The 24,644-nt window shown below is 69.1% G+C and carries 27 protein-coding genes; 15 read left to right on the forward strand and 12 right to left on the reverse strand.

Annotated elements, in window-relative coordinates:
- Positions 1-48 precede the first annotated feature (48 nt).
- Genes HLB44_RS31860 through HLB44_RS31880 form a run of 5 tightly spaced genes read left to right on the forward strand, consistent with a single transcriptional unit; the run spans position 49 to position 3,757 of the window.
- Positions 49-897, forward strand: coding sequence for a GntR family transcriptional regulator (locus HLB44_RS31860; protein WP_173133086.1), 849 nt, complete (start codon positions 49-51; stop codon positions 895-897).
- Positions 894-1,679 carry a transporter substrate-binding domain-containing protein gene (locus HLB44_RS31865; RefSeq protein WP_173133089.1) on the forward strand — a complete coding sequence of 262 codons (786 nt, stop codon included), beginning with the start codon at positions 894-896 and terminating at the stop codon, positions 1,677-1,679. Before HLB44_RS31860 ends, HLB44_RS31865 begins: the two co-directional genes overlap by 4 nt.
- A gap of 20 nt (positions 1,680-1,699) precedes the next feature.
- The gene (locus HLB44_RS31870) at positions 1,700-2,359 is read left to right on the forward strand and encodes an amino acid ABC transporter permease (RefSeq protein ID WP_173133092.1); all 660 of its coding nucleotides are present in this window, start codon (positions 1,700-1,702) and stop codon (positions 2,357-2,359) included.
- A gap of 8 nt (positions 2,360-2,367) precedes the next feature.
- Positions 2,368-3,018, forward strand: coding sequence for an amino acid ABC transporter permease (locus HLB44_RS31875; RefSeq protein ID WP_173133095.1), 651 nt, complete (start codon positions 2,368-2,370; stop codon positions 3,016-3,018).
- A gap of 1 nt (position 3,019) precedes the next feature.
- Entirely contained in the window at positions 3,020-3,757 is a 738-nt protein-coding gene (locus HLB44_RS31880) for an amino acid ABC transporter ATP-binding protein (RefSeq protein ID WP_173133192.1), read from the forward strand.
- Positions 3,758-3,816: 59 nt separating this feature from the next.
- On the opposite strand, the gene HLB44_RS31885 is transcribed toward HLB44_RS31880, so the two are convergent.
- Positions 3,817-6,243: an ATP-binding protein gene (locus HLB44_RS31885; protein WP_173133097.1), complete on the reverse strand. Its 2,427-nt coding sequence runs from the start codon at positions 6,241-6,243 to the stop codon at positions 3,817-3,819.
- A 205-nt stretch (positions 6,244-6,448) separates the two neighbouring features.
- Positions 6,449-7,696, reverse strand: a complete 1,248-nt coding sequence (locus tag HLB44_RS31890) for an aromatic ring-hydroxylating oxygenase subunit alpha (protein WP_173133100.1) — start codon at positions 7,694-7,696, stop codon at positions 6,449-6,451.
- A 173-nt stretch (positions 7,697-7,869) separates the two neighbouring features.
- Here HLB44_RS31890 and HLB44_RS31895 point away from each other — a divergent pair, with 173 nt between their 5' ends.
- Positions 7,870-8,487, forward strand: a complete 618-nt coding sequence (locus HLB44_RS31895; RefSeq protein ID WP_173133103.1) for a TetR/AcrR family transcriptional regulator — start codon at positions 7,870-7,872, stop codon at positions 8,485-8,487.
- A 15-nt stretch (positions 8,488-8,502) separates the two neighbouring features.
- On the opposite strand, the gene HLB44_RS31900 is transcribed toward HLB44_RS31895, so the two are convergent.
- Together HLB44_RS31900 and HLB44_RS31905 are read right to left on the reverse strand one after the other, a co-directional pair.
- Positions 8,503-9,183 carry an ion channel gene (locus HLB44_RS31900; protein ID WP_173133106.1) on the reverse strand — a complete coding sequence of 227 codons (681 nt, stop codon included), beginning with the start codon at positions 9,181-9,183 and terminating at the stop codon, positions 8,503-8,505.
- A 53-nt stretch (positions 9,184-9,236) separates the two neighbouring features.
- Positions 9,237-10,028, reverse strand: a complete 792-nt coding sequence (locus HLB44_RS31905) for an IclR family transcriptional regulator (protein WP_343051680.1) — start codon at positions 10,026-10,028, stop codon at positions 9,237-9,239.
- 101 nt (positions 10,029-10,129) lie between these two features.
- On the opposite strand from HLB44_RS31905, the gene HLB44_RS31910 reads away from it, so the two are divergent.
- Entirely contained in the window at positions 10,130-11,137 is a 1,008-nt protein-coding gene (locus tag HLB44_RS31910) for a TRAP transporter substrate-binding protein (protein ID WP_173133112.1), read from the forward strand.
- 9 nt (positions 11,138-11,146) lie between these two features.
- A complete protein-coding gene (locus tag HLB44_RS31915) occupies positions 11,147-11,593 on the forward strand; it encodes a type II 3-dehydroquinate dehydratase (RefSeq protein WP_173133114.1) in 447 nt (148 codons plus the stop codon).
- Positions 11,594-11,596: 3 nt separating this feature from the next.
- On the opposite strand, the gene HLB44_RS31920 is transcribed toward HLB44_RS31915, so the two are convergent.
- The 8 genes from HLB44_RS31920 to HLB44_RS31955 all read right to left on the reverse strand — a co-directional run bounded on the left by HLB44_RS31920 (position 11,597) and on the right by HLB44_RS31955 (position 18,523).
- Positions 11,597-12,499, reverse strand: coding sequence for a sugar phosphate isomerase/epimerase family protein (locus tag HLB44_RS31920; protein ID WP_173133117.1), 903 nt, complete (start codon positions 12,497-12,499; stop codon positions 11,597-11,599).
- Positions 12,496-13,425, reverse strand: coding sequence for a VOC family protein (locus HLB44_RS31925; RefSeq protein ID WP_173133120.1), 930 nt, complete (start codon positions 13,423-13,425; stop codon positions 12,496-12,498). The genes HLB44_RS31920 and HLB44_RS31925 overlap by 4 nt, the downstream gene beginning before the upstream one ends.
- The gene (locus tag HLB44_RS31930) at positions 13,422-14,276 is read right to left on the reverse strand and encodes a shikimate dehydrogenase family protein (protein ID WP_173133123.1); all 855 of its coding nucleotides are present in this window, start codon (positions 14,274-14,276) and stop codon (positions 13,422-13,424) included. The genes HLB44_RS31925 and HLB44_RS31930 overlap by 4 nt, the downstream gene beginning before the upstream one ends.
- Before the next feature lie 28 nt (positions 14,277-14,304).
- Positions 14,305-15,306 carry a TRAP transporter substrate-binding protein gene (locus HLB44_RS31935; RefSeq protein ID WP_173133126.1) on the reverse strand — a complete coding sequence of 334 codons (1,002 nt, stop codon included), beginning with the start codon at positions 15,304-15,306 and terminating at the stop codon, positions 14,305-14,307.
- Positions 15,307-15,343: 37 nt separating this feature from the next.
- Entirely contained in the window at positions 15,344-16,636 is a 1,293-nt protein-coding gene (locus HLB44_RS31940; protein WP_173133129.1) for a TRAP transporter large permease subunit, read from the reverse strand.
- Positions 16,633-17,190 (reverse strand): TRAP transporter small permease, encoded by a 558-nt coding sequence (locus tag HLB44_RS31945; protein ID WP_173133132.1) that lies wholly within the window; start codon positions 17,188-17,190, stop codon positions 16,633-16,635. The genes HLB44_RS31940 and HLB44_RS31945 overlap by 4 nt, the downstream gene beginning before the upstream one ends.
- 103 nt (positions 17,191-17,293) lie before the next feature.
- A complete protein-coding gene (locus tag HLB44_RS31950) occupies positions 17,294-17,992 on the reverse strand; it encodes a TetR/AcrR family transcriptional regulator (protein WP_173133136.1) in 699 nt (232 codons plus the stop codon).
- 51 nt (positions 17,993-18,043) lie between these two features.
- On the reverse strand, positions 18,044-18,523 hold the full coding sequence (locus tag HLB44_RS31955; protein ID WP_173133139.1) for a response regulator: 480 nt from the start codon (positions 18,521-18,523) through the stop codon (positions 18,044-18,046).
- Positions 18,524-18,631: 108 nt separating this feature from the next.
- On the opposite strand from HLB44_RS31955, the gene HLB44_RS31960 reads away from it, so the two are divergent.
- From HLB44_RS31960 to HLB44_RS31990, 7 genes are all read left to right on the forward strand, one after another.
- Complete coding sequence (locus HLB44_RS31960; protein WP_343051682.1) at positions 18,632-19,807, forward strand: AI-2E family transporter; 1,176 nt, start codon at positions 18,632-18,634, stop codon at positions 19,805-19,807.
- An 18-nt stretch (positions 19,808-19,825) separates the two neighbouring features.
- Positions 19,826-20,599, forward strand: a complete 774-nt coding sequence (locus HLB44_RS31965; protein ID WP_173133195.1) for a S1 family peptidase — start codon at positions 19,826-19,828, stop codon at positions 20,597-20,599.
- Between the two features lie 88 nt (positions 20,600-20,687).
- A complete protein-coding gene (locus HLB44_RS31970) occupies positions 20,688-21,347 on the forward strand; it encodes a hypothetical protein (protein WP_173133145.1) in 660 nt (219 codons plus the stop codon).
- A gap of 14 nt (positions 21,348-21,361) precedes the next feature.
- The gene (locus tag HLB44_RS31975) at positions 21,362-22,075 is read left to right on the forward strand and encodes a rhodanese-like domain-containing protein (RefSeq protein WP_173133148.1); all 714 of its coding nucleotides are present in this window, start codon (positions 21,362-21,364) and stop codon (positions 22,073-22,075) included.
- 67 nt (positions 22,076-22,142) lie between these two features.
- Positions 22,143-22,358, forward strand: coding sequence for a hemin uptake protein HemP (hemP, locus tag HLB44_RS31980; protein ID WP_173133151.1), 216 nt, complete (start codon positions 22,143-22,145; stop codon positions 22,356-22,358).
- A gap of 75 nt (positions 22,359-22,433) precedes the next feature.
- Positions 22,434-23,753: a DUF2325 domain-containing protein gene (locus tag HLB44_RS37625; RefSeq protein ID WP_343051683.1), complete on the forward strand. Its 1,320-nt coding sequence runs from the start codon at positions 22,434-22,436 to the stop codon at positions 23,751-23,753.
- A 205-nt stretch (positions 23,754-23,958) separates the two neighbouring features.
- A complete protein-coding gene (locus HLB44_RS31990) occupies positions 23,959-24,555 on the forward strand; it encodes a TIR domain-containing protein (RefSeq protein ID WP_217283881.1) in 597 nt (198 codons plus the stop codon).
- Positions 24,556-24,644 lie beyond the last annotated feature (89 nt).

A 24,644-nucleotide genomic window follows, 5' to 3' on the forward strand; every position in this document is an offset into this window, starting at 1 on the left:
GTTGGCCTCATTCTTGCGTGGACGTCTTGCATACAAGTCATCCACGCCATGCAGAAACGCAAGACGCCCCCAACCGGGGCGCCAACGCACCAGGAAGCAGCGGACACAGCGCCCGACGCGGTGCGCAACGCCGATGCCGACGCGGTACGCAACCCCGACGCCATCGCCGGCCGCATCGTCGATGCGATCCTCGCCGGCCGCATCGGCGCCGGTGACCGCCTGGGCGAACAGTCGCTGGCCGACCTGTTCGGGGTCAGCCGCACGCTGGTGCGCGAGGCGCTCGGCCGGCTGTCGGCGCGCGGCATGGTGCAGGTCAGCCCGCGCCGCGGCTGGTATGTCATCGAGCCGTCGGCGGCCGAGGCCAAGTCGGCCTTCGATGCGCGCGTGGCGATCGAGACCGGCCTCGTGCACACGCTGGCGGCGCCCTTGCCGCCGGCGGCGCTGAAGCGGCTGAAGCGGCACGTCGCCGACGAGAAAGCCGCCATCCGCTCGGGCGATGCGGCGCGGCGCAGCTACCTGCTCGGCGAGTTCCACGTCTGCCTGGCCGACTGCGCCGGCAACCCGCTGCTGGCCGACATCCTGAAGGACCTGACCGCGCGCACGACGCTGATCGCCGCGCTCTACCAGTCGACGCACGACGCAACCCGCTCCTGCGCCGACCATGCACGCATCGTCGCCGCGCTCGAAGCCGGCGACCATGCGCTGGCCGCGCAGCTGCTGCGCCAGCACATCGAGGAGGTGGCCAACCACCTCGGCCAGCCGAGCACCGGCGACGACCCGCTGCAGCGGCTGCGCGCCGCGCTGCTGCCCGAAGCCGAGGCGCCGCGGCGCCTCTTCAGCGACCTGATCAACCCCGACGCGGCCGACCGCCGCAAATCCCAGGAGAACCCACGATGAACCGCCGCCTGATCACCACCCTGGCCGTCGCCGCCACGCTGCTGGCGCCGCTGGCCGCCCGCGCCCAGGCCGCGCTGGACGACGTGCTCGCGAAGAAGACGATCCTGATCGCCGTGCCGACCGACTTCCCGCCCTATGGCTTCGTCGGCGTCGACCTGAAGCCGCAGGGCCTGGACGTCGACATGGCCAACCTGATCGGCGCCAAGCTCGGCGTCAAGGTCGAGCTGGTGCCGGTGACCAGCGCCAACCGCATCCCGTACCTGCAGACCAAGAAGGCGCACCTGGTGATCTCCACGCTCGGCAAGAACCCCGAGCGCGAGAAAGTCATCGACTTCACGGCCGCCTACTCGCCCTTCTTCCAGGCCGTGTTCGCACCGAAGTCGCTGGCGCTGAAGAGCTTCGCCGACCTCGCCGGCAAGACGGTCGGCGTGACGCGCGGCGCGATCGAGGACATGGAGCTGACGAAGCTCGCGCCGCCGAACGCCGACATCAAGCGTTTCGAGGACAACAACGCCACCGTCTCGGCCTTCGTCTCGGGCCAGGTGCAGGTCATCGCCACCGGCGCCTCGGTGGCCGGCAACATGATGCAGCGCAACCCGGCGCTGAACGCCGAGTACAAGCTGCTGATCAAGGACTCGCCGAACTTCATCGGCATCGCCAAGGGCGAGGACAAGCTGCGCCTGAAGGTCAACGAGGTCATCGGCGCCGCCAAGGCCGCCGGCGAGCTCGACAAGCTGGCGCAGAAGTGGCTCGGTCGCCCGGCGGGCGATCTGCCGAACTGATCGCTTCGAGGGAGCGCACGATGCCGAGCTTCGATTTTGCCGCGGTGCTGGCCGAATGGCCGCTGCTTTTACGCGGTATTGGCGCGACAGTGCTGTTGACCGCGCTGTCGGCCGTCGTCGGCATGGCGCTGGGCATCGCCTGCGCGTGGGGCCGCAGCTGGGGCCCCCGCTGGTTGCAGCTGATCGTCGGCGCCTACGTCGAGGCGATCCGCAACACGCCCTTCATCGTGCAGCTGTTCTTCATCTTCTTCGGGCTGCCGAGCTTGGGGCTGAGGCTGACGCCGGAGCTGGCCTCGGTGCTGGCGATGGTGATCAACCTCGGCGCCTACGCGGCCGAGATCGTGCGCGCCGGCATCGCCGCGACGCCGCGCGGCCAGATCGAGGCGGGCATGAGCCTGGCGCTGACGCGCGCTCAGGTCTTCATGCGCGTCGTGCTGCCGCCGGCGCTCAAGCGCGTGTGGCCGGCGGTGACCAGTCAGATCATCATCGTGATGCTCGGCTCGGCGGTGTGCGGGCAGATCGCGGCGCAGGAGCTGTCGTACTACGCCAACCTGATCCAGAGCCGCAACTTCCGCGCCTTCGAGGCCTACATCGTCGCCACGCTCGCCTACCTGGCGCTGGCCGTCGCGCTGCGCCAGCTGCTGCACTGGCTGGGCCCGCGCTTTCTCTTTGGACGTTAGGACCCACGATGGTCGAGTTCAGTCTGTGGGACATCGTGCGCAACCTGCTGCTGGCGGCGCGCTGGACGGTCGTGCTGTCGCTGATCGCCTTCGTCGGCGGCGGCGCGGTGGGCCTCGCACTGCTGGGCGCTCGGCTGGCGCGCTGGCCCGGCGCCGACCGTGTCGTCGGCGCCTACGTGCAGCTGTTCCAGGGCACGCCGCTGCTGATGCAGCTGTTCCTGGCCTACTTCGGCCTGGCACTGCTGGGCATGGAGGTGTCGGCCTGGACGGCCGCCGCGCTGGCGCTGACGCTCTACACCAGCGCCTTCCTGACGGAGATCTGGCGCGGCTGCGTCAATGCGATCCACAAGGGCCAGTGGGAAGCGGCCGCCAGCCTGGCGCTGACCTTGCCCGAGCAATTGCGCCACGTCATCGGCCCGCAGGCGCTGCGCATCGCGCTGCCGCCGACGGTGGGATTCCTGGTGCAGGTGATCAAGGGCACCGCGCTGGCCTCGGTGATCGGCTTCATCGAGCTGACCAAGGCCGGCACGATGATCACCAACGCCACCTTCCGGCCCTTCACCGTCTACGCCTGCGTCGCGCTGATGTACTTCGCGCTCTGCTACCCGATCTCGGCCTGGAGCCGGGGCATGGAAAGGAAACTGCACCGTGGCCAATGAGATGCCCAAGCCGATCGTCGACATCCAGTCGCTGCGCAAGCGCTTCGGCGCCAACGAAGTGCTCAAGGGCATCGACCTCGCGGTCGCGCCCGGCGAGGTCATCGCCATCATCGGCCGAAGCGGCTCGGGCAAGAGCACGCTCTTGCGCTGCATCAACGGCCTCGAATCCTTCGACGACGGTGCGTTGAGCGTCGACGGCCGGCCGCTGCGCCACGGCGACGCGAAGGCGATGCGCGAGCTGCGCCAGCACGTCGGCATGATCTTCCAGAGCTTCAACCTCTTTCCGCACCTCGACGTCGGCCACAACATCATGCTGGCGCCCGGGCTGGTCAAGCAGCGGCGCGGCGCCGAGGCCGAAGCGCGTGCGCGCGCGCTGCTCGAGCGCGTCGGCCTGGCCGACAAGTTCGCGGCCTACCCCGACCAGCTGTCGGGCGGCCAGCAGCAGCGCGTGGCGATCGCCCGCGCGCTGGCGATGGAGCCGGCGGTGCTGCTGTGCGACGAGATCACGTCGGCCCTCGACCCCGAGCTCGTCGGCGAGGTGCTGAAGGTCGTCGAGCGCCTGGCCGAGGAAGGCATGACGCTGCTGATGGTCACGCACGAGATGAACTTCGCGCGCCGAGTGGCCGACCGCATCGTCTTCATGCACGCGGGGCGCATCCACGAGATGGGCCCGCCGGAGCAGCTGTTCACGGCGCCGCAGACGGCGGAGCTGAAGAGCTTTCTGTCGGCGCTGCACTGAGCGCCCGAGCGCCACCGGCATCCTGCGACATGGATGCGTGCGCCATCGCGCGCAGTCGTTCATGCCTTCGGCGAGAGCGCGTCCGCAACCGCCTGCAGCGCATCCGCATAGGACAAGGCCCGGCCGGCAGCCACGAGCGTTTCGCGCGCGCGCGGTTCAAATGCACACCAGGCGCGGTCGAGGCGCTCGTGCTCCTGCGGCTCCAGCTCGGTCCTCATGCTGGCGCGATGGAGAAGCCCTTCGGCGGCCGCTTCCAGCACGACAGCGGCTTCATGCAGGCCGGCGATCGCGGCCCACTGCGCCGTGACGGAGATCAGATGCAGCCCGGCGTTGTGCGAGTCCGCCAGCGGGACCAGCGGCAGCGCATGCTCGAGTTGGCGCTTCGCCTCTTCGGGTGCGCGGTCTTCGATCGCGAAGAACGCCAGGCACAACCGCACCGACAGGATTCCCGAAGGCGTGTTCAAGCGCTGTCGCAGCGCCAGCGCCTCGTCGAACAGCGCGCGTGCCTGCATCCGCTCGCCGCAACGCAAGTGCACGTGGGCCCGGATGACGAGCGCGTCGCCCAGCTCGATGCTGTCGCCCAGCGGTCGACCCACGGTCAGGGCTTCGCACGCCAAGGGCAGGGACTCGCGCGTCTCGTTCCGGTTGTGCCGGACATGCGCGAATTTCGCCAGGGCGAAGCACAAGGTCGCGGCGTCGCCCAGTGACCGCGCCAGCCGCAGCGCCTCGTCCATCAGCCGAACGGCTTCCCCATCCTCGGCGGTCCAGGTACTCAACCATCCCGCCGTGATCAACGCACGGCAGCGTGCCAGCGAGGGCCGCTCGGCACCCGGTCGCGCCAGCGCGGCGTGCGTGACCTGCGCGCCCAATGCAGGCAGCGCGCGCAGGAACCAATAGTGGTGCAGCGCGGCGGCCAGCCGCAAGCCGGCGGTCGGATCGTCGCCCGCCGGTGCCCAGGCCAAGGCCAGCAGCAGGTTGTCGCGCTCTCGATCGAGAACGGCAAAGTGGGACCGCCCGTCGGCGTGCAGCAAGTGGCGCTGGCAGGCTTCGGCCAGTTGAAGGAAGTGCTCGCGGTGAAGGGCGCGCACGGCGGGTGCCTCGCCGCTGTCGATGAGACGCTCCAGCGCGAACAATCGTGTCGTCTCCAGCAGCCGGTAGCGCAGCACCGCGTCGCCTTCGGCCACGACCAGGGACTTGTCGACCAGCGTGCCCAGGTGCTCCAGCACATCCCAGCGGTCGATGCCGCTGTCTTCGGCCACGTGCTGCGCCGCCTCGAGCGTGAAGCCGCCGACGAAGACGCCGAGCCGGCGCAGCACGGCCTGCTCGACCGGCGACAGCAACTGGTGGCTCCATTCGAGCGCGGCGCGCAGGGTCTGGTGGCGTCGCAAGCCGCCGCGACGCCCGGCGGTCAGCACATGAAAGCGCTGGTCCAGCCTGTCGCGCAGGCCTTCGATGCCGAGCAGCGGCAGCCGCGCCGCCGCGAGCTCGATCGCCAGCGGCAGGCCGTCCAGGCGCCGGCAGACGTCGGCCACCGGGGCGCTGTTGGCAGCGCTGAGCTCGAAGCGTCGATCCGCCTCCTTCGCACGCGCGACGAACAGCGCCACGGCCCCGCTGGCGTCCATTGCTGCCGGGTCATCGCCGACCGGCAGCGACAGCGGGGCCGGCCGCAGCACGCGCTCGTCCTCCAGATGCAGCGGCTCCTGGCTGGTCACGAGGATGTGCACGGCCGGCGCGGCCTGCAGCACCCGGGCGACGAAACCCGCCACGCCGTCGAGCAGGTGCTCGGCGTTGTCCAGGACCAGCAGCGCCGATCGCTCCTGCAGCTCGCGCAGGGCGGCGGCATCGGGATCGGTCCCGCTTTCGAAGCGCAGTCCCAGCGCCGCCGCCACGGCGCCGGGCAGCCACGACGACTCGGCCAGCGGCGCGAGGTCGATCCACCACACGCCGTCACGCGCCCATGCCCTGCAAGCCTCGGCCGCGGCCTGCGCCAGCCGTGTCTTGCCGATCCCGGCCGCACCGGCGACCGTGACGAGCCGATGGCGCGTCAGCAGTCCGAGCAACGCGGCCAGGTCCTGCTCGCGTCCGAACAGTTTCGGCAACGCGGGCCGCAGGTTCGTGAGCGCCCGGGTGTCGGCCGCTGCGTGTGCGCTGGCGCCTCGCTGCGCGGGCTCCGCAGCGGCACCCTCCTCCGTGACCGGCAGCGTGAACCGATAGCCCCGTCCCGGCACGGTCGCGATGGCCGGGTGGCCCAGCAGCTTGCGCAACGCGACGATCTGCACCTGCAGGTTGTTCTCTTCGACGAAGAGCCCGGGCCACACGAGGTCCATCAGCTCATGCTTGCTCACGACCCGGTCGCGGCGTTCGACGAGCGAGAGCAGCAGGTCGAACGCCCGGCCACCGAGCTTGACGAGCACGTCGCCACTCAGCAGCTGGCGCTGCGACGGGAGCAGGCGGTAGGGCGCGAATGCGTAGGCCGTGACTGCCATGGACGGTCCTTCGGTCACGTCGGGATCGTATTGCCGGCTCCAGGACATGACTCAGACTCCACCGGATTTGATCGTGGCTGCATCGTGGGCCGGGGTGGCCGTCCTGTCCTTGAGCGCAGACGACGTCGCCGATTAAAAGTCCTGAAACGTGCTTCAGCGGCCACGGCCGGCCGCATCCACGACATGGGCCCGCCGGAGCAGCTGTTCACGGCGCCGCAGACGGCGGAGCTGAAGAGCTTTCTGTCGGCGCTGCACTGAACGGCAGCAGCGTGCCGTCGATCGCCGCGTCGATGCCGCGGTGGAAGCGCAGCACCTCGTGCTCGAGCCGGCCGAGCTGCATCGTGGTGTTGGCGCCGCTGGCCAGCCCGCGCTGGATGGCCACCGCGGTGCCGATGTCCTCCTGCTGAAACACCGTCTGCTCGATCAGCCGAAAGGTCTTCTCCCAGTGCGGTGTCCAGTCGGCGCCGCTGCGCTCGGGCGGGATCAGCATCGTGTGCACCCAGCGCACCTGATCCACCGCCGGCGAGAACATGCCGATCAGGCTGACGTAGTCGGGGTGCCAGATCAGGAAGGTGTTCGGGAACAGCAGCTGCGTCGGCGAGGCCAGCTTGCACAGTGCCACGCGGTCGCGCGGCGGCTCGAAGGCCTCGAACGCGGCGCGGCGCGCGACCAGCGAATCCTGGTGGGGGCCGGCGTGCAGGTTGACGACGAAGGCATCGGCGAAGAACGGGTAGATCGTGTCGCGATGCAGCACGCGGATGTGATAACCCTCGAGGAACGCGTCCGCGGTCAGCTTCCAGTTCGCGGCGTAGGTCCGGTCGACCTTGCGGAACACCGTCATGCCGGCCAGCCCCAGCCACTGCAGGTGTTCGTCCAGCCCCTGCAGGAAGGCCGCGGCCGAGATTGCCGGGCCGGGCGTGCGCTGCACGAAGATCAGGCCGGCCGTTTCGTCGCAGGGCAGCTCGACCAGGTTCAGCATCGCCGGGTCGATGCCGTCGAAGGTCTCGGCATGCAGGCGGTGGCGCAGCCGGCCGTCGAGCTCGTAGGTCCAGGCGTGGTACGGGCAGACCAGCGCCTTGCAGGGTTTCGCCTGCGCCGGCTCGGATCCGGCCCCTGCCGCCACCAGCGCCATGCCGCGATGGCGGCAGACATTGAAGAAGGCGCGCGCGCGGCCGTCCTCGGCCGAGCGCGTCAACACGATCGGCACGCCCAGCGCATCGAAGGCCAGCGCCGAGCCGGCCGGCAGCTCGGAGCTGTGCGCCGCGACGACCGGCCACTGCCCGAACAGCGCTGCCTGCTCGCGCTGCCAGTGCGCGGGGTCGGTGTAGCGGCGGGTCGGCAGGCTGCCGGCCGCGTCGCCGGTCTCGCGCCGGCCGCTGCGGCGCTGCTGGTCGAGGCGATCGATCATCCCGGCCAGCGTGGCCGGCAGCGGCGCTTCGAGCGGGTGGTTCATCGTCGGGGCTCCCGTCGGGGTGGCTGAAGCTTAGGCGCGATGGGTGATCGGGGTGTTCGCCTTTTGCGCGCTGCCGAAACCCGGGCCGGCGGGCCGGCGCTTCACTCGTGACAATGGCCCCGCGACCCGCCTGCCCGCCAACGCCGCAGACGGCCCTGTTCAGCTTTGCCCGCATGACCTCGACGCTCAAGCCCCGCCGCAAGCCCTCGCAATCGCGCGCCTGGATCACCAGCGGCGCGATCCAGGAAGCGCTCGTGCGCCTGCTGCTCGAACAGCCCTACGAAACAGTCTCGATGCGCGAGATCGCGTCGCTGGCCGGCGTCGGCCTGGGCACGCTGTACCGCTACTTCCCGAGCAAGGATTCGATTGCCGCGGTCACCGTGCGCGGCTGGATGCGCAAGCAGGCGGCGGCGGTGGCCGCGGCCGCGCGGGCGGACACGCCGCGCACGCTGCAGCAGACGATCGACGCCCTGGTCGCCGCGCACGTGCAGCCGCTGGCCGCGCAGAGCGCCGAGTGGCGTGCGCTGCTGACGCTGGAGCGCCGCATCTCGTCGCCCGAGAGCTACCGCGAGATCTACCGCGAGTTCGTCGCGCTGTTCCGCGATGCGCTGGCCGCCGCGTCGGACTGGCCGGCGGGGCTCGATGCGCAGCACACCGCCGACTCAGCCTTCGCGATCGTGCATGCGCTGGTGATCCAGGCGCTGCTGGTGCGGGACGAGTGCCCGCCGGCGGACGTATTGATCGGCGATGTGCAGCGCGCGTGCAGCGGTGTCATCGCCGCAGCTCGCTGACCTCGGGCTAACGCGCTAACGCGGCGGCAGGTCCTTGCGGTCCAGCAAGGTCAGGCCGATCAGCCTCGACACCACCGCCGCGAGGTACATCACGCCGACGAACATCTCGACCGCGGCCAGCATGCGGGCATGCGTGCTGATCGGAATCACGTCGCCGATGCCGGTGCTCGACAGCAGCGCGAAGCTCATGTACATCAGCTCGGTCCAGGTGCGGGGCGACTGCGGGTTCACCGCGGCGGCGAAGCAGCCCGGCTGCAGCGCCTGCGTCAGCACGTAGACATAGGCGAAGCCCCAGGCCAGCAGCGTGAAGGTGGCACCGGCGGCGAACAGCTCGTCGGTGGTGGCGTGGCGGTCGGCCATCATGTAGGCGATCAGGCTGCCGGCCGCGTAGAAGTAGAACACCGCCTCCAGCGCCGCCGACCACGGCAGCAACGACGGCATGCCGAACAACGCCTGCAATGCCAGCAACACCACCGCCGGCACCGCAATGCCGCCGGAGACCCAGTTCAGCCCCGGCGTGCGGCGCACCATCCCGGTCGTGATGGCCAGCACCACGATGCCGAACACGCCGAAGCCGATGCGGCCGGCATCGGTGCCTTCGATGAACGGGTACAGCAGCATGCCGGCCAGCTGCACGACGAGCAGGATCGCCGACGGGTGGCGGCGCGTGTTGTCGATCCAGCGGATGAGATGCATGCGGTGATTGTGCGGCGCAGGAAGCTGCGCCCGCGCCGCGATGCCGGCCGCACTCAGGCCTTGCCCAGCGGCGGCCGCCCGAACAGGCTGGACGTGCCGCTGATCGGCCCCAGCTCGGCCGCCGCTGCCAGCAGCGGCTGCGCGAGCGCCTGCATGCGCGCGATCGTCAGCCGCTGGCGCGGCCCGGCGATGCTGATCACGCCGACCGCGTGGCCGCGCCGCAGCACCGGCGCCGCCATCGCCGCCATGCCCGGCGCGAAGACCTCGTCGATCATCGCGAAACCGCGCGTGCGGGCCGCCTGCAGCAAGGCGAGCAGCGCCTTCACCGTCGTCGGCGCCTTCGGGCCATAGTCCTTCGGCGCACCGAAGCCCTGCTTGGACACCAGCGCCAGCGCGCGCTCGTCGCTCATCGTCAGCAGCCACGCGTGGCCCGACGCGGTGCACGACAGCCGCGCGTCCATGCCCATGTCGGGGTCGTAGCGCAGGCCGCGGCGCGTGCCCTGCGCCTTCGCCACCCAGGTCAGCCGGTCGTCGTCGACGATCGCCAGGCGCACCAGCTCGCCCGAGGTCTCGGCCAGCCGCTCGAGCAGCGGCTCGGCGATGTCGACGATGCCGGCGTTGCTCAGGAAACCCAGGCCGAGCGAGACGAGTTTGGTCGTCATCACGTAGTCGCCGCGCTCGCGCAGCTGCCGCACGTAGCCGTGCCGCTGCAGCTCGGTGAGCAAGCGGTGACAGGCACTGCGCGGCATCTCGATCTCGTCGGCCAGCGCGATCAGCGACAGGCCCTCGCTGTGCGCGGCCAGCCGTTCGAGGATCGCCAGGCCACGTTCCAGCGCGATGCTCACGGCGCCCTCGTTTCTCGATCCGGAACGCATTTCCAATCTGGAAGGCGGTTCTCCTGCGCTTTCGACAATCGTGGCTCTGATCGCAACGAAGGAGCGCCACCATGCGTCGTCTCACCCTCGCCCTGTCTCTTGCCGGGGTCTGCTTCGCCTGGACTGCGGGCGCCCATGCGCAGGACATCCAGGAACGTGTCATCAAGTTCGGCCACCTGAACAATGCCGACCACCCGGTGAGCCTGGGCGTCAAGCGCTTCGCCGAGCTGGTGGCGAGCAAGAGCGGCGGCAAGCTGAAGGTGCAGGAGTTCCCGGCCTCGGCGCTCGGCAACGAGATGCAGCAGCAGTCGGCGCTGCAGGGCGGCGTGCAGGAGATGTCGGCGCCGGCGACCACCTCGCTGGCCGGCATCGTCAAGGAGTTCGGCCTGGTCGACTTCCCGTTCGCGGTGGCCAACTTCGCGCAGGCCGATGCGCTGCTCGACGGGCCGCTCGGCCAGGCGCTGATCGCGCGCCTGCCGGAAAAGGGCCTGGTCGCGCTCGGCTACTGGGATCTGGGCTTTCGCAACGTGACCAACAGCAAGCGGGCGATCACCAAGGCCGAGGACCTCGATGGCCTGAAGCTGCGCGTGATCCCGAACCCGGTGTTCCTCGACACCTTCAAGGCCTTCAAGGCCAACCCGGTGCCGATGCCTTTCGTCGAGCTCTATGGCGCGCTGGAAGCCAAGGCGGTGGATGGGCAGGAGAACCCGTTCGCGGTGATCCTGTCGAACAAGTTCTTCGAGGTGCAGAAGTACGTCAGCGCGACGAACCATGTGTACGCCGCGAACATCATGCTCGTCGGCAAGCGCTTCTGGGACCGGCTGTCGCCGACCGAGCAGCGCATCATGACCGAGGCGGCGAACGAGACGCGTGCCTACCAGCGCCAGGCGAGCCGCGCCGCGGCGCAGAAGGCGGTGGCCGAATTGCAGGCCAAGGGCATGCAGTACAACGAGCTGACTGCGGCCGAGCAGGCGCGCATGCGCCAGATCGCCAAGCCGGTGACCGAGAAGTTCCTCGCCAGCTACGACCCCGCGATCACCAAGCTTTACGCGGACGAGCTGGCTCGCCTGCACAAGTGAGCAGTGCGCATGAAGATCCTCGTACTGCACGGGCCGAACCTGAATCTGTTCGGCCGCCGCGAGCCGCACATCTACGGCACCACGACGCTGGCGCAAATCAATGAGCGGCTCGGCGGGCTGGCCGATGAGCTGCGCATCGAGCTGGAGACCTTCCAGTCCAACCACGAAGGCGCGCTGGTCGACAAGCTCCACGAGAACATCGACCTCGCGCAGGGCGCACTGCTGAACCCGGCCGGGTTGACGCAGCACGGCGTGTCGCTGCACGACGCGATCAAGGCGATGCCGTTCCCGGTGCTCGAAGTGCACATGAGCAACATCGGCGCGCGCGAGCCGTGGCGCAGCCATTCGATCATCTCGCCGGCGGTGAAGGCAACAATCCAAGGGCTGGGCTGGCGCTCGTACACCGCGGGCTTGCGCGCCCTGGTCGAGATCCTGCGCGAGAGCGACGCGGCGTAGCCATCACCCGCGCAGCCGCAGCTGGTTCGGCCGCGGCGTCGCGCGGCGCAGCACGTCCTCGGCCAGCCACAGCGCCGAGCGCCGCGCGCGCTCGGCCACCATCGGCAGCGGCATCTGCACGTAGTCGTCGTTGAAGACCTCGAAGCTGTAGTCGCCGGCGTAGCCCAGCGCATCGAGCCGGCGCACCATCTCCACCAGCTGCCCGCTGTGCACGCCTTCGCCGGGGAAAACGCGGAAGGTGCGCGCAGTGGCCATGCGTTCCTCGAAGGTGCGCGTCTCCTGCCACATGAAGTCCGACAGCTGCACGAGGAAGATCTTCGCCGCATCGAGCTGCTCGATGGCCTGCAGCGGCGTGCCCGCGGCGAGCGCGTGGAACGAGTCGAAGGCGAGGCCGAGGTTCGGGCAGTCGGCGCGGCAGACGACGTCCCACGCGGTCGTGAACTCATTGACCGTGCGGCCCCAGGACAGCCCTTCGTAGGCGATGCGGATGCCGTGCGGCAGAGCCAGCATGGCCAGCTTGCGCAGGTCGCGCGCCAGGTGGTCCAGGTCGGCGCTGGCATGCGTCGACGTCGACGAGCAGGCGAGCAGCACGTCGCAACCGAGCGCGGCGCACATCTGCAGCATCGTCTTCGCGATGTCGACCTTGTATTGATGCAGATGTCCCGACAGCCCCTCGAAATCGCGCAGCACCTGGAAGCCCGTGCCGCGCAAGCCGCTCGCTTTCACCGCCTGCACTGCCGCCTGCCAACCCTGCGGATGACCGACCAGGTCGTTGGCCTTCAGCATCACCTGGCCGAATCCCGCTCCGCGCATCGCATCGAGCTTGGCTTCGAGCGGCCCGGCCAAAGTGATCGTGTCCATGCCGAAGCCGGCGATGGTGTGCTCGATGCTGCGGCGGTGGGTCATCGCTCGTGGTGCACCAGCTCGAACATCACGCTGCCGAGGTAGGTCTTCGTCAACGCGCCACGCTGACCCGAGTGCGTTGCGGCGGTCTCGACGAACTGCATGCCGAGCGCGCGCAGCGCCTGCACGGCGGCCAGCACATCGGGCACGCCGAGGCCGATGCGCTGCAGGCGCTCACCGGCCGGATCGTCGCTTTCCTTCGGCGGCTCGATCAGCTGCAGCAGGAAGCCGTTCTCCGGCTCGAGCGCCGGCGCGCGCAGCAAGGTGCCGGCCGGCAGGATGCCGAAGCGTTCTTCGTCGGGGATCGCCGTCATGCCGAACAGCGTGCGGTAGAACGCGATCCAGTCCGCGCTGCGGCCGCGGCCGATGTATTGCACGACACCGAAGAAGTGCAGGCCCGCGACGGCCGGCGGCTGCGGATCCACCGACGGGATCGGCACGAAGTCGACGTCGACGATCGAGAACTCGCGGTAGCGGTCGACGAAGTGGATGCGGCTGCCGCCGACACCGTGGATCGCCGGGATGTTCAGCTCCATCGCCTCGGGTTGCGTCGGCACCTCCCAGCCGCCGCGCTCGAGCACCAGCCGGTGCGCGGCGCGCGCATCGCGCACGCGCAGCGCGATCGCACTGATCGCCGGCGGCTCGTCGGCGGCGTCGGCTGCGCGGTCGGCGACCGGATGCGCGTTGATCACGATGTTGAGCCCACCCTGCCGGTACAGCAGCACTTCGCGCGAGCGATGCCGCGCGACCGGCCGGAAGCCCATGCATTCGAGCACCTGGCCGAGCGCCTGCGGCCGCGCCGTCGCGTACTCGATGAATTCGATGCCGTTCAGGCCGAGCGGGTTGGCCTCGTCGCTGAACGAGGGCTGTTCCGGCTCGCGGCCCGGTGTGGCCGGGCCGTGCGCCGCATCGAGCAGCAATTCATTCATGCTTCCTCCAGCGATGTCGCCGGCAGCCGCGCCAGCGCCCGAAGCCGCTCCGCCGTCGTCGTCGGATAGCCGAAGAACTCGAGGTAGGGCGGGATCATCTCGAACAGCATGTCGGTGCCGACCTGCACGCGGCAGCCACGTGCTTCGGCGGCCAGCAGCAGAGCCGTCTTTTCGGTGCGCATCACGACCTCGCCGACGAAGCAGCGCGGATCGAGCCGCGCGACGTCGACCGGCAGCGGATCGCCCGGCTGCATGCCGAGCGGCGTGGCGTTGACGACGAGGTCGAAGCCGGCCGGATCGCGGCTGCCGGTGGCGACGCTGACCTGCGGGTAGTGCATCTGCAGCCGCTGCGCCAGCGCATCGGCGGTGGTGGACTGGGCATCGAACAAGGCCAGCGCCGCGATGCCGGCGTCGGCCAGCGAGGCCGCGATCGCCGAGCCGACACCACCGCAGCCGACCACCAGTGCGCGTGCACCGGCCGGCTCGAAGCCCTTGCGCCGCAGGCCGCGGACGAAGCCGGCGCCGTCGAACTGATCCCCTGCCAGCCGCCCGTCGGGCAGCCGCTTCACCGCATTGCAGGCGCCGGCGACGCGCGCCGTCGGCGTCAGCTCGTCGAGCAGCGCGAGCACGCTCACTTTGTGCGGCATCGTGATCAGCGCGCCGCGCACGTTGTCGAGCGCGAACAAGCGCGGCAGCAGTGCGGCGAAGTGCTCGGCGCGGCAAGCCATCGGCACGACGACGGCATTGATGCCCGCGGCCTCGAAGTACGGGTTGTAGACCAGCGGCGCCTTGAAGGCGTGGGTCGGATAGCCGAGGTGCGCGATCACCTCGGTGCGGCCGTCGATCTGCATGGCGGAAACCTCAGTGAGCTCGTTTCCGCTACTTGCCGCGCACCTTGTCGATCTCGGCCATCACCGCTTTGACGGTGGCCTCGCCGACGCCGGCGCTGTGCTTGGCGATCACCGGCTTCATCTTCTCGCGCAGCTTCGCCAACTCGGCCGGCGGCAGCTCGCTGACCTGCATGCCGGCCTTCTTCAGGTTGTCGAGGATGCCGGCGGCGGCGCTGCGCGACAGCTCGCGCTGGTGCCTGGCCGATTCGAGCGCGGCGTCCTGCACCAGCTTCTTCTCGTCGGCCGACAGCGTGTCCCAGAACTTCTTGCTGATCACCACCGACTGCGGGTTGTACTGGTGGTTGGTCAGCGTCATGTACTTCTGCACCTCGTAGAGCTTGGCGCCGTTGATCGTCGCGACCGGGTTCTCCTGGCCGTCGACGGCCTTCTGCTCGAGCGCCGCGTAGAGCTCGGGGAACGGCAGCGGCGTCGGGTTGGCACCGAGCGCGCTGACCCAGTCGACGTTGATCGGGTTCGGAATGACGCGCAGCTTCAGGCCGGCGACGTCCTCGACCTTGGTGATTGGGCGCTTGCTGTTGGTGATCTGCCGGAAACCGAGCTCGTAGTACGCCAGGCCGACGATGCCGCGGTCCTCGAGCTTCTTGTGCAGGCTGCTGCCGAACGGGCCGTCGACGACTGCATCGGCTTCCTTCGGCGTGGCGAACAGGAACGGGAAGTCGTAGATCTCGAAGTCCTTGACGATGCTGGCGAAGATGCCCGAGTTCATCGACGCCATCTCCAGCGTGCCGCCCTGCAGCGCCGAGACGTTGGCCTGGTCGCTGCCGAGCGCGCCGCCGGGAAACACGTTGACCTTGAGCTTGCCGCCCGACTTCGCCTCGACGATCTCGGCGAACTTCTCCATGCCCAGCACGACCGGGTGGCCCTTGGCGTTCTGGTTGGCGAACTTGATCGTGCGGGTCTGCGCGGTGGCGTGCGCCGCAGCGGCGAGCGCGACGGCGGCCAGCAGCGTCTTCAGCAGCATGTGTTTCATGGACGTGTCTTTCGTGGGTTATGGCGGGCGCGGGGGCTCAGTTGTAGAGCCAGCGCGCCGGCACGGTGACGAGGGCGGGGAAAAAGACGAGCAGGAACATCACGGCGAACTGCGCCAGCATGAACGGCCACACGCCCTTGGTGACCTCGTCCATGCTGATCTTGCCGACGCCGGCGACGGTGCTGAGGATCGTGCCGACCGGCGGCGTGACCAGCCCGATCGCGTTGTTGATCATGAACAGCACGCCGAAGTACACCGGGTCGATGCCGGCCGCGCGCACCAGCGGCATCAGCACTGGCGTCAGGATCAGGATCGTCGGCGTCATGTCCATCGCGGTGCCGACGACGATGGTCAGCAGCATGATCGCCAGCAGCAGCAGCGTCGGCTGGTCGAGCAGCGGCTGCAGCAGGCGGACCAGCTCGGCCGGCAGGTTGGCCACGGTGATCATCCAGGCCGAGACCATCGCCGCGGCGACCAGGAACATCACCACCGCGGTGGTCTGCGCGGCGGCGAGGAACAGGCCGTACAGCTGCGACAGCTTCAGCTCGCGGTAGACCACCGTCGCGATGAGGAGCGCATAGACCGCGGCGACGACCGCGGCCTCGGTCGGCGTGAAGACGCCGAACTTCAGGCCGACGATCACGATCAGCGGCAGGCCGAGCGCGAAGGTGGCGTCCTTCAGCGCGATCAGCACGTCGTGGCGGCTGGCGCGCGGCGGCGGCTCGGCGGGCTTGCTGCGGTGGTCGCGGCGCGTCATCCACCACCAGGTGAGCCACAGCGAGGCGCCGAGCAGGATGCCCGGAAAGATGCCGGCGATGAAGAGCTTGGAGATCGAGACGTTCGCCGCGACGCCGAAGACCACGAAGCCGATGCTCGGCGGAATGATCGGGCCCATCACCGCGGCCGAGGCGATGAGGCCCGCCGAGCGCGGCCGGTCGTAACCGGCGCGAACCATCATCGGCAGCAGCAGCGCGGACAGCGCCGCTGCATCGGCGACCGCCGAGCCCGACAGCGCCGACATCAGCGCCGCCGCGATGATCGCAACGTAGCCCAGGCCGCCGCGCACATGACCGACCAGGGTCATCGCCAGCTTGACGATGCGGCGCGACAGGCCGCCGGTGTTCATGATCTCGCCGGCCAGCATGAAGAAGGGCACGGCCAGCAGCGGGAAGCTGTTGGCGCCTTCGAGCGTGTTCTGCGCCAGGATCTGCGCATCGAACATGTTCAGGTGCCACATCAGCGCGGCGCCGCAGAACAGCAGCGCGAACGCGATCGGCACGCCCAGCACCATTGCGCCGAGCAGCGAGCTGAGGAAGATCGCGATCGTCACGGGGCCACCTTTCGCGCGCCGGCGCCGGCATCGGCCGTGGCGACGTCTTCTTCCGACTCGACGATTCCGATCAGCTGGGCTTCGGCGAGCCGCCCCGACACCAGCTTCCAGAACTCGTGCGCGATGATCAGCGCGCCGAGCACGCCGAACACCACGCCGCTGGCGTAGAACCACGCCATCGAGACCTCCATCACCGCGCTGGTGGTGGTGCGGTTGATCAGCATCTGCTGCCAGCCGCCGCTGGCCATCAGCCAGCACATGGCCAGCATCAGCAGGTGCGAAGCGCCGAGGCACAGCTTCTTGCCGGCCACCGGCAGGCGCGAGATCAGCGTGTCGGTGCCCAGGTGGCCGTGCTTGCGCAACGCGACCAGCGCGCCGAGGAAGGTCATCCAGACGAAGAGCCAGCGCGACAGCTCCTCCGACACCGTGAGGCCGGAGTTGAAGCCGTAGCGCAGCACGACGTTGCCGAAGACCATCAGCACCATCAGCGCGAGGCAGGTCACCATCAGGAAGCCGAACAGCCGGCAGAGCCGGTCGATGAACGTGTCGAGCATGCGCGTAATGTCTCCGTCGCGCATTTTGTACGAACTGGTTAGTTTTAAACCGGGGGATAACCCGCCCGCCGTGCAGCGCGGCGCCGCGGCCGCGCGGCCTGCTTCAAAGTTTGCGAACGAAGCGCACGATCATCTCGACCACGTTGTCGCGGCGCTGCGCGATGTAGGCCGGCGACTGCATGTCGAGCTTGAAGATCAGCCCGAAGGTGTGGCGGTTGGAGACGTTGAAGAAGCTCAGCGCGGAGATCGATGCGTGGATATCCACCGCGTCGAGGCCCTTGCGGAAGACGCCGGCCTTGACGCCGCGCTCGACCAGGTTGCGGATCGCCGCGATCGCCGGCACGTTGAGCTCCTGGATGCGCGGGCTCTGCGCCAGGTACTCGCCGCGGTGGATGTTCTCCGACATCACCAGGCGGATGTAGCTCTCGTGGTGCAGGTGGTGGTCGAAGGTGAAGGCCACCAGCCGGCGCAGCGCTTCCTCGGGCTCCAGGTCCTGCAGGTGCAGCTCGGCCTCGACATCGCGCACGCGGCGATAGGCTTCCTCCAGCACCGCGAGGTACAAGCCCTCCTTGCTGCCGAAGTAGTAGTAGATCATCCGCTTGCTGGTCTTCGTCGCTTCGGCGATCGCGTCGATGCGCGCGCCGGCGAGTCCCTTCTCGCCGAACTCGGCCTCGGCCACCTGCAGGATGTTGGCCTGCGTGCGTTCGGGGTCGTTGGTGCGGCTCGGCTCCTTGCGCGGGGCGGCAGCACGCACCGGAGCGCCCGCCTTGGCACGGCGAACAAGACGAACTGTTTCGTTCATTCGCGGCAGTATAGGCGCGTGCCACCGGCCGCATCGGGCCGCCGTCGAGGCTCAGTTCATCGGAGGACCGGCTTCGCTGAACGCGCTGCTGGTGCCGTCGACCGACTTCAGGCGCCAGTGGTCCTGAACGACGGATCGGGCGCGCGCCTCGCTCAGGATCTCGGACAGCTTGTCCATCGTCATCGGCTTGTGCACGAAGCGGTCGAAACCCGACGCCAGGGCCCGGTCTTCCTCGTACTTGTTGCCGGTGAGACAGACGTACATGGCCCCGTCCGCCTGGCCGAAGGTCTTGGCCCGGTGCATGACGCCAACGCCGTCGTAGCCGGGCATCCCCAGATCGAGGAAGACCAGTCCCGGCTTGAACAGCTGCAGCATGCGCAGCCCGGACTCGCCGCCGAACGCGACCGTCGTGCGGCAACCCATCAGCTCGAGCAAGCCGGCCAGCGCATCGGCAACATCGGGATCGTCATCGACGATGAGCACGCGCAACTCTGCCGATTCCGGCAATGTCGACTCACTGAGATCGGGCATGGCGGCGGCGGGGCAAGCATCGTGCCTGTCCGTAGGACCGCACCCACAGCCAGTCGCGGCGGAAGACCACCTTCATGCGCGATGGTCCGCCGTACCGTGCAAGTCTCCGTGGACGACGACACGACCCACCCCAGCGCCGCTGCGATCTCGACCGAGGCGCAGGTGGAGACGCCCGCGCGCGCGCTGATGCACATGCCGGTCGACGTGCGCAGCGGTGCGCTGGCGGTGATCGCGTTGCTGCTCGCGATCCACACGCTGCACTGGGCGGCTGCGCTGATCATTCCGCTGCTGCTCGGGCTGATCTTCAGCTACGCGCTGTCGCCGGCGGTCGATGTGCTCGAACGCTGGCAACTGCCGCGCTGGCTCGGCGCCGCGCTTGTAGTGGTGACCGTTACCGGCACGCTGGGCTGGACCACCTACGCCTTGGCGGACGACGCGACGGAACTGCTCGAGTCGCTGCCCGCCGCCGCGCAGAAACTGCGCCAGACCTTGACCGCCGACCGGTCAGGCCGCGGCACGCTGGACAAGGTGCAGGAGGCGGCTGCGCAGCTGGAACAGGCTGTCGACGAGAACGCTGCGTCGGGGCCCGTGACTAAGTCCAAGGGCGTCACGCAGGTGCAGATCGTTCGAGCCAAGTTCAACATCCAGGAATATCTCTGGACCGGCACCCGCGGCCTGGTCGCCTTCGTCGGGCAGTCGCTCGCCGTGTGCCTGCTGACCTACTTCCTCGTCGCCTCCGGCAGCGCCTTTCGCCGCAAGATGGTGCGCATTGCCGGACCGACCTTCAGCGAGAAGCGGATCACGATCCAGGCGCTCGACGAGATCACCGAGCAGATTCAGCGCTACCTGCTGGTGCAGCTGCTGCTCAGCGCGCTGGTCGGCGTGGCCACCTGGCTCGCCTTCCTGTGGCTCGGGCTCGACCATGCGGGCGTCTGGGGCATCGCGGCGGCGGTGCTGAACCTCGTGCCGTACATCGGCTCGCTGGTGGTGACCGTCGGCGCGGCACTGGTCGCGCTGATGCAGTTCGGCACGCTGGAGATGGCGCTGGCGATCGCCGGCGTTTCGCTGGGCATTCACGTGGTGTCGGGTTACCTGCTCACGCCCTGGCTCACCAGCCGGACCAGCCAGCTCGGGCCGGTGGCGGTGTTCATCGGCGTGCTCGCCTGGGGCTGGCTGTGGGGCGTGTGGGGCATGCTGCTCGGCGTGCCGATCCTGATGATCGTCAAGGCCGCCTGCGATCGGGTCGACAGCCTGAAGCCCGTCGGCGAGTTGCTCGGAACCTGAAGGCCCCCCACCATGCGAATGATCGAACCCCTGCTGCTGACCACGACCCGTGTTTCCACGTTCGAAGGGACTCGCGCCCTGACAGCCGCCAGCGGCTTCTTCTTCGAGCGCGACGGCCGCCTGTTCCTCGTCACCAGCCGGCACGTCGTCTTCGACGAGCCGACGAAGCACTATCCGGACCGTATCGAGATCGAGCTGCACACCGATGCGGCCAATCTGACGTGCTCGGTCGGCCTGTCGGTCCTGCTCTACAAGGATGGCAAGAGCATCTGGCGCCAAGGCAAGGACGACGCCGGCGAAATCGACGTCGCCGTGATCGAGCTCGATCGCGCGGTTCTCCCGGCCGACGTCGAGATGGAGTGCTTCACGCCGGCCCATCTCCAGCGCTCACTCGACGAAGTGGAAGTCGGCAGCTCGCTGCTCGTCGTTGGTTTCCCCCTCGGCTTCCACGACACGCTCCACCACTTGCCGGTCGTGCGGCACGCCGCGATCGCGTCGTCCTTCGGGCTTCGCTTCCAGGGGCAGGGCTACTTTCTGACCGATGCGCGAACCCATCGCGGCACCAGCGGTGCGCCGGTCGTGATGCGCAGCACGGAAGCCGACAAGCTGCCCTGGAAGCTGCTGGGTGTTCATTCGTCCCGCATGGACATGGGCGGCCGGGACCTGCAGCTCGACGAGTCGCTCGGACTGAACTGCGCCTGGTATGCCGACATCCTGCTCACGCTCACCGACCCGAAGGCGAGGGTCGAAGGCGTGGCGCCCCCCGATTCAAGGGGGAAGGCGGCGGTTTAGCGCGGCATCAAGCGATCTTCTAACGGTGCTCTAACGGTGGCTTCCTATCGTGCAGCCATCCCATGCACCACCGCCACAGGAGATCTTCATGAGCCGCCGTCCCCTCGCCGTTCGTCTGGTCCTCGCCGCACTGGGCGCATTGACCGTCTGGGCCTCCGCCGTTCCGGCCGCGCATGCGCAGTCGCTGTTCCAGATCGCCGCGGCGAACCAGGCCTTCGACCAGCAGCAGGCGTCGATGCTGGCCAACATGCAGCGGCAGAACGCCAACGCGCAGCAGCAGCTGTGGCAGCAGCACCTGCGCGTCAATGGCCCGCGCCTGCAGCAGCAGTACCGGCAGCTGCTCGCCTCGGGCAACCGCCAGTTCACCTTCGAGCAGTTCGCCTACTGGGACCTGATGACGGCCGCCGGCACCAACGTGCAGGGTGCGCTGGCAGCGCAGCGGGCGCAGTTCGAAGGCAACCAGGCCGCCCACCGCACGGTGCAGCAGGGCCATGACAGCTACAACGCCGGCTGGCGCAACAACAGCGCGCGCCAATCGGCGGCCGTCGCCAACTACAGCAACCAGGCGATCCGCGGCGTCGGGCCCTATGTCGACTCGCAGACCGGCGCCACGCAGATGCTGCCGCACTCGCTGCCGGCCGGCCAGGTCTATCGCGACGGGCAGAACAACGCCTACGCGCAGGACGCCCAGGGCGTGTACCACCGCTGGGCCGGCAACGGCTGGGTGCGGCTGGACGCCGCCCGCTGATCGGAGTGCACACGATGGACACGCTGATCGACACCTTGCACCGCTGGGCCGCCACCGCTGTCGTCGCGCTGCTCGCCGGCCCGTGCGCGCTCGCCCAGGGCTTGAGCCCCAACGGCCTGCCGCTGAACCCCGACAGCGCCACGCGCGCCAGCAACGGTCCGCTCGACCAGCTGATGGCCTGGGAGCGCCAGGACATGGGGGTGCGCGCCGCGCAGGAGCTGCACACCGGCGCGATGCACGGGCCGACGCCGAACACGATCCCCGGCGGCCAGGTGATCACCACCAAGGGCTTGCTGCCGCTGCTGCAGCAAGGCATGGCGATGCACGTGCTCGACGCGCTGGGCGGCCCGCAGACCCTGCCGAACGCGATCCCCGCCGCCTGGACCGCGCAGCCCGGCGCCTTCGACGATCAGACGCAAGCCCAGATGGCCCGCATGCTGCGTCAGCTGACCCGCGGCAACACCGCCGTGCCGCTGGTGTTCTATTGCGGCGGCCCGCAGTGCTGGCTGTCGTACAACGCGTCGCTGCGCGCGATCCAGCTCGGCTACCGCAACGTGCTGTGGTACCGCGGCGGACTCGAAGCCTGGCAGCGCGCGGGGCTCGACCTGGTGCCGGCGCGGCAGCAGCAGCCGTCGCCGGGGCAACAGCCCGGCGCCTACCCGGCCCCGCATGGCGGTGGGCATGCGTCGCCGCAGCCGCCCGGTGCGTTCCCGGCGCCGAGCATGTAGCAGCGGGAAAAGCCGGTCGGAGCAGACCATTGTCAATGCGAACGATTCGCATTACAGTCCCACCAACATGATCCGCTCCCTGCCACTCGCCGCCAACGCGGCATGCTCCTCGCCCGATGGGCCCCTCGTCGTGCCGGTCGCTGCGAAGCGCGCCGGCGCACCTTGCCCGCGACTCGCCAGCGCCTCGATCCTCGGCGGCGGCAACGAGATCGAAATCGACCACCACGGTGCGATCTACCGCCTGCGCATCACCTCGCTCGGCAAGCTGATCCTGACCAAGTAGCAACGCCGAACCCATCCCCACCGCACTCGCCAGCCAGGCCCGCCAGCACGTGCTCGAAGACTCCAGGAGTCCACTGTGCTGCGCCATTCGACCGCCGCGCCGGCGACGCTGCCGCCCGGCGGCCCCGCTGCGACACCCCTGCCCGCCCCCGCCGAGACGCCGGCCGCCGGCTCGCGCCGGCGGCGCCTGTGGGAGCTGGGCAGCCACGCGCACTGCCCGCTGATCGGCGTGTGTTTGCCGATCGCCGCCTTGCGCCGCCTGACGGACAAAGTACTCGGCGGCGAGGCGCTGGCCGGCGACTACGAGCTGCACTGCGGCGTGGTCGCCGATTGCCGCCAGCGCACGCGGCTGGCCGAAGGCCTGCAGAAGGAGCTCGACCGACGCTACCTGCTCACCGTGCAGCGCACAGCCAAGCTGAAGACCACCGACACGCTCGCCGCCTGGTGGCGCGAGGAAGCGGCGAGCAAGGACCTGGCCGGCGCGTTCTGGGCCGTGATGACGCATCCACGCTGCAGCGAGGCGCTGGAGCACGCCGTGCTCGGCGACGTGCACATGCTGCAGCACCAGGTCGGCATGGCCACGCGCATCGACGCCGCCCGCTTCGAGGCGCTGATCGACGAAAACGGCGTGCTCGGCCGTGCGCTGGCCGAAGCGCAGCAGCGCACGACACGCCTCGGCGCCGAGCAGGCACGCCGCATCGAGCGCGCCGAGGCCGAGACGATGCGGCTGCGCGCCGAGCTGATCGGCCGCGATACCGCGCTGGCGCAACTGCGCGAGCAGATCGTGGCCCTCGAACAGGCCGCGCCCGAGCTGCGCACGCGCTTCGACCTGGCGCGCGAGAACCGCGGGCAGGCCGAACGGATCCACGCGCTGCAGCGCGCGCTGCTGCAGGCGCGGCAGGAGGCCGACCGCCAGCGCCGCCGCACCGACGAGGCCGTGGCCGATGCGGCCGCGCTGCGCCAGGCCGCGCCCACGGCCCCTGCCGTGGCCGAGCCGCTGCCGACCTTGAACCATCGAGCGGTGCTCTGCGTCGGCGGTCGCTCGGCCAGCGTGCCGACGTACCGGCAGGTCGTCGAAAGCACCGGCGGACGCTTCCTGCGCCACGATGGCGGCGAGGAAGACAAGGTCGCGCAACTCGACGCCACGCTCGCCGCCGCCGACCTGGTGATCTGCCAGACCGGCTGCGTCAGCCACGACGCCTACTGGCGCGTCAAGGACCACTGCAAGCGCACCGGCAAGCGCTGTGTCTTCGTGGCCAATCCGAGCAAGGCGGCGCTGGAACGGGCGTTGGTGCGGGTGTTGAGTCGCATCGACGGCAGCCAGCCAGCGGATGAAGCCGCCGACGGCGCATCCGCCGTCGAAACGTCCGATACGAACAACGGGCCTTCACGTTAGAGCGCCGCCGGTGGCACAGGCGCTCCGCTCCAGCGCCGGGAGCGTCGACGAAAATCGGTAGGCCGGGCTGGGATCGAATCAACGACCAAAGGACTACGAGACCCGACGAGGCTCCGCGTGACGCCGGTGCACTTTGATTGCACGGGCCGGAAAGTGCTGTACTGCTGTACTGGCGGTTCAACAGACTTTTGCGAGTACGTCCAAGATGGCAACACGGAAGGCCTCCGCGCCAGCACTTCAATCAGCGGCCCTTTCAGACGCCCAAGTGCGTGCGGCAATTCCCAAGCTGCGACGACGCATCGAAGAGATGCGAGGCTTCGATGTAGCCAACTTGAAAGGGCGAAAGGACAACGACATCGAAGCCCTCGCGAAGAAGGTCGATGCCACCCTCCAGGACGTCTTCGGTCACGGCACCGTGGAGTTCAGCCGCTATCAAGTCGGCTCCTTCGACACGATGGGCTTGTACTGGGGTGAAGGACCTGATATCGCCAGTATCCGCACGGCCTTCAAACACGAACTCGACCGTTCAGCCACAAACCTATCCGGGCTCGTCGACTTGTTCGAGGAGCGCCTCGAGGAGCATGCTGCGCAGCCGGCCGCACCGAATTCCACCGCGCCGGCTCCGTGCGCGCCGACACGAAGAGCTTTCGTCGTGCACGGGCATGACGATGGCATGAAGCAGGCCGTCGCTCGTTTCGTAGAGGGCATCGATTTGGTGCCAGTGATTCTTCACGAACAACCGAGCGAGGGCAAAACCGTCATCGAGAAGGTCCCTCGTCGTTTTGTGTGGATCCAGGGTTGAGAATCGCTGGTAGTAGTCGAGCCCTGTGGGCAAGTGGGCAAGACGCGTCAGCGGCTTGTCCACTTGTCCATGGGGCCGGGGTGAAGTCC

It is taken from the genome of Pseudaquabacterium terrae (genome assembly GCF_013266755.1).
Lineage (GTDB): Bacteria > Pseudomonadota > Gammaproteobacteria > Burkholderiales > Burkholderiaceae_C > Pseudaquabacterium > Pseudaquabacterium terrae.